This is a genomic window from uncultured Veillonella sp. (assembly GCF_915069625.1).
GTDB lineage: Bacteria > Bacillota > Negativicutes > Veillonellales > Veillonellaceae > Veillonella.
The window spans coordinates 1-4915 of the sequence record NZ_CAJZFD010000157.1 but is presented as its reverse complement, the minus strand read 5'-3'; the positions used below and the strand labels follow the sequence as shown (position 1 = coordinate 4915).

General features: G+C 34.0%; 5 protein-coding genes. All 5 read left to right on the top strand.

Going from position 1 to position 4915, the window contains the following annotated elements; translation table 11 throughout:
* Positions 1-47 precede the first annotated feature (47 nt).
* The 5 genes from QZ548_RS07965 (at position 48) to QZ548_RS07945 (ending at position 4582) form a co-directional block, all read left to right on the top strand.
* A complete protein-coding gene (locus QZ548_RS07965) occupies positions 48-686 on the top strand; it encodes a hypothetical protein (protein ID WP_119207199.1) in 639 nt (212 codons plus the stop codon).
* A 248-nt stretch (positions 687-934) separates the two neighbouring features.
* Positions 935-1996 (top strand): ankyrin repeat domain-containing protein, encoded by a 1062-nt coding sequence (locus QZ548_RS07960; protein WP_119207200.1) that lies wholly within the window; start codon positions 935-937, stop codon positions 1994-1996.
* A 28-nt stretch (positions 1997-2024) separates the two neighbouring features.
* Positions 2025-2444: a bacteriocin gene (locus QZ548_RS07955; RefSeq protein WP_119207201.1), complete on the top strand. Its 420-nt coding sequence runs from the start codon at positions 2025-2027 to the stop codon at positions 2442-2444.
* Positions 2445-2555: 111 nt separating this feature from the next.
* On the top strand, positions 2556-3014 hold the full coding sequence (locus QZ548_RS07950; protein WP_119207202.1) for a glycosyl transferase family 4: 459 nt from the start codon (positions 2556-2558) through the stop codon (positions 3012-3014).
* A gap of 41 nt (positions 3015-3055) precedes the next feature.
* Positions 3056-4582 (top strand): SMI1/KNR4 family protein, encoded by a 1527-nt coding sequence (locus tag QZ548_RS07945; RefSeq protein ID WP_119207203.1) that lies wholly within the window; start codon positions 3056-3058, stop codon positions 4580-4582.
* Positions 4583-4915 lie beyond the last annotated feature (333 nt).

Genomic DNA, 4915 nt, shown 5'->3' with positions numbered 1-4915 from the left:
ATATAATTAGTATAAGTAGTTAAATTATATTGAATGAGGTATGTGGTGTGGGACTAATTTTAGATATTGATAAAATAATGTACCAATTGAGTAGGTGGAGACCAATATTTCATTCGGAAGCAGATTTTCAGTTTAGCTTAGCCTGGATGATTAAAGAACAATATCCAAATTGTGATATTAGATTAGAGTTTGTACCTGAATTTAATTCTAATTTACATCTTGATATTCTTGTTATATTAGATGGTAAATGGATTCCTATTGAGCTTAAATATACGACAAAAAAATGCATTAAAACTATAAATGGGGAAGTGTATGTGTTGAAGGAGCAAGGTGCTAAGGATCAAGGCTGCTATAACTACTTAAAAGATATAATGCGTATAGAGGAATTTAGGGATAAGAGTAATAACTTTATTGAAGGTTATACGATTAAGATAACTAGTGAGATATCTTATCTAAAGCCTCCGACAAAAGTAAGTTGTACATACGCTGAATTCTCTATTGAGGAGGGTTCTATAAAAACTGGATGTATGAATTGGTCCTCTAATACGGGAAAAGGAACAATGCGTGGAATGGAAGCACCTATAGTATTAACTGGGATATATCCTATAAATTGGAAAGAATATTCTAAAGTTGATGATACTAATAGTGGTACTTTTATGTATCTTGTAAATAGGATAAGTAAATAAAATTAGGAGATATATTATGTTTAAACCAATTCGCAAAAAGATAAATGAAATAGATCGCACTGCTGCAGAAGCTTTATTACAATTTAATCGTCTAGGTATTCTAGCCATGAATGGTAAACAAGTACAAGAGAAATAATGGATTAGCCCTTCGCTTATGCGAGGGGCTTTTACTATACACTCCTACTTATAAATGTAATATAATGTAATTAGTGATAATCATTTTAAAATATAGTTTTTGGGAGAGAGACATGATACAGTTAAAAGATTTAGGTACATTTGAATCAGTGCCTCATATCGTAACAGATATTGTAACAGGAAATATTAGCGCTTTAGAAAATGCATTAGCCAATGGTTGGGATATTAATATACCTATAGAAATTGGTGAGTATAGTGAGCATACACCTTTAGAATTAGCTCTTGTTATGTGTTGCTTGCCAAGTATTCAATGGTTAGTGGAGAATGGCGCTGATCTTAATGATGAAGAAAATCCAAGTTTCTTATTAGCTGTACGGTATGGTAATAAAGAGATTATCGACTATGTTGTGACTCATGGTGCTAATGTTCACGCCTTGAACCGTGTGAAAGTAGATGCCTTTCAAGCTGCCTTATATGGCAAGAAATATAATCACTTACAGATTATTCATGACTTAGGCCATACGGTACAGAAGTATGGCGGTAAAGCTTTCAGAAATGCCATTACAGATAGAAATTATGAGGTTCTAGATTTCTTTATTCGTAATGGTGTAGATATTAACTACAATAAGCCTGATTCTGTATATCCCTTTAAGCCAACGCCATTGTGCGTAGCAGCACGGTATGTAGATTTAAAGATGTGTAAATACTTGGTAGAACATGGCGCTGACGTGACCATCACGGAAAAGGATGGTATGCGTCCCTATAGCATTGCTATTGAAAAGGGTGATATGGAAATGGCAGAGTATTTTAAATCCTTAGAGCCTGCTGAGTTTCATGATATACAAAATAAAATGGATCAGTTAAAGCCATTTAAATTACCAAAGGCATTAGTATCGTTTTTAGAGGGAGATACGCTCTATTTTGAATTGCCAGACTCCGATTTTATATCTATAGAGTTCTTCACACTTATTGATACGATTCCATTTAAATTAGGTCGTCGTAATCTATTACGTTTATCTAAAGAACTAGGTGAGTATAATGAATGGCAAATTGTGTGGGACCCTAAGTCTAAAAAGATTTCTTGTTATGATATAGAACATCAAGAACTGCGAGAGCTTTGTAAATTTGATGAGTTTATGTCCGATATGGCAGGTCAATTAGAAACCTTGTTTTAGGGTATATCGTAAAGGAGAGACGATACATATGACAGATACATTTGAGAAAACATATATGGAGTGGTCCATTGATGTAGGCACCTATAAATATGAAGGTATTACACTGAATGAAGTTGAACAAAATCTGTATGCTATTGAGGACCAAGAGCAAGACTTTGTAGTTATTTCTCCATCAAAGGCAATCTCCATAGATAATAAACTATATAACTTTGTACAGGTTTGTAGTGATCAAGATACCGATTTATTACATATAGAACTTAGTGTAACTAATGATGGTGAGCAGGGTACTATCATATACGGTAAAAATGAGCTGGGACATCAAGAGGCATTTCAGATCATAGAAGATTTTATTGCACATCGTAAGGTTTCAGCCTTAGATAGTTGGGAAATCGTGTTAGATTTAAGACCTAAGATGGAAAGCTATGTAAAGGGGACAAACGATGACTGACCTTGCAATATATTTTGGGATAATGAATTCAAAGATTTACATCACTTTGCCATAGATGGATGATATATTTTCTAAAGATTAAGTTACTACAAATAGTATACGGAGCCCATTATGTTATATTCACCGAATAACCTTTTGTATAAGTATATTCGCTATCGATTTAGACGGATTCAGATAGAATGTAATATGGTATACGATGTAACACCAGAGGAAGAAGATGAGATTTGCCGTAATCTGTTAAAAAAGAGAGCGAAGGTATTAATTCCTGTTGGCATAGTATATGGTTTGATATTTGCCCTTACTTTCACTTGGCTATTAGGCACAAGTGAGGAATTGAACCCATTAATGCAATGGGAAGTAAGAGTTATTGACTATGTTATACCATTTTTAAATACCATTGATTTTAAGTGGTATGCGTATTCACTGAATTTATTGTGGGCAGCCCTTATATTGGCCCCTATCGGGATTATAAATGTATCTCCTTATATCATTGTTTCCTATATGGTAGATACTATTTTGATACGACGTGAGGTAAAAGTTTTAATCAAAACTTATTCTATGAATGAGTAATTAAAAAATTAGATTATAACGGTTTAAACTAGGAGAGTATTATGAGTAATCTAAAAGACTTTGATTGGACCGGATTTTGGAATGATGTTGATTATGCATTTGAATCCTATATAGGTAAACCTGTTACCGAAGAGGATATTAAGGATGCTGAAGCTGAGCTAGGCTATACATTGCCTGCAGCCTATATTGAGCTACTTAAAAACCATAATGGTGGTGCAGTAAAGAAAAATTGTTTTATTAACGATGATGGCGATTGTGTATATGTAACAGGTATATATGGTATTGATAGAGGTAAAAAATACTCTCTACTTGGTGAATTTGGCAATGAGTTTTGGATCTCTAAATGGGAATATCCTCCTATTGGTGTTGTTGTAGCCGATACGATTTCTGGTGGTCATGATATGATTTTCCTCGATTATCGTGAGTGTGGTCCTACTGGAGAGCCTAAGGTAGTACGTGTTGACCAAGAAGGTGACTACTCAATCACTCTGTTAGCAGATAATTTTGGTGACTTTATTAAGAACTTATATATCAGTATTGAAGAGATTACGGATGAAGAGTTTCAATCTTTAAGTGATACGGAAAAGGTTAAGCTCCTTAATGAACAAGAGGACCTAGATGCTGATCGTGCTATGGAGTTGTTAACTAACATAGGTATCGATAATTTGTCGCCTACATTGTTAAGCGCCTTAGGACGTATGTATAACAATAATGGTCGACCAGAAGAGGCTATCGATTTATTTAATCGTATTGATGAAACACATCGTGATTGGTCTTGGTATTATCGTTGTGGCTATGCTCATGCGTCTTTAGCATGTGGTGAAAGCTACGAATCTGAACATGTACAGAAAGCTTTACAGTTAATAGAGACGGCCATGAAAATGACAAAAGAAGACCACTTAGATAAACAGCTTGTTTGGTGCTGTGAAGTGGTAAAATATCACCTATTTAAAATTAAGCCAAAAGAGTACAAGGTGGATTATCCTTTGGTATATGAAACTATTAAGAATGTCTTTGATAAGAAAAATAGCAAAGATACTATAGAAGATAAAGTTACTACGGAAGGTAAAGTTACTGGAGATATTAATGAATGCGAAGAAGATAAGTATCCTACATATGATGTAGTACATTGGGTATTTAATAAGCAAACATATAGCAGAGAAGAGTTTTCTAAAGAATACAATAAAGAAGTAGAGAAATATGTAGATGATGAAGCAGACGACGATAGATTAGAAGAACCGGAAATTCTAGTAACCTATGAAGCTTGGATTGAAAGTACAGACCAACTTTTTGATAATGAACGTGTAACCGATGAAGAACTATTTGAAGAGGATAAAGAAGATGGTATGTGGCAAGTAGAAATCATGGCTCATCTCGTAGCGGATAATGGTACATATTTTACAAGAGAAGAGTTGCTCTTTAAATTGCATAATCTAATGGCTAATAAAGAACTGGGTGATCACGTATTCTTTGAAGGTATTGAATACGAAGGCCATGAATGTGAAGGTTATGGGCTTATAGATAACGAAGATGGTATACCTGTATTCTATACATGCTGTGGTAGCTAACTAATAAAGATATAATAGTTTAGCCCTTCGCTTACGCAAGGGGCTTTTACTATATGCTTAGAAAGTATATACTTGTGTGCTTTGGGCTACGTTATTTTATATAGTCTTCGTGTAAAATATTGAGAAAGTATTTTAGTGATTTTGAAATCAAAGCATTGTGATGAGAGAGAGGATGCCTATGAGTGAAAATGAACTCGTATATAATGAGAGATATTGTGATTATAGACTTCTTTATGAAGGCTTAGAATTCTGTTGGGATGAGAAACCATCAGGTGATTATTTAGATACTGTAAAAGTTCTTGCCAAAAATTACCATAAAAATATTGATAAGAT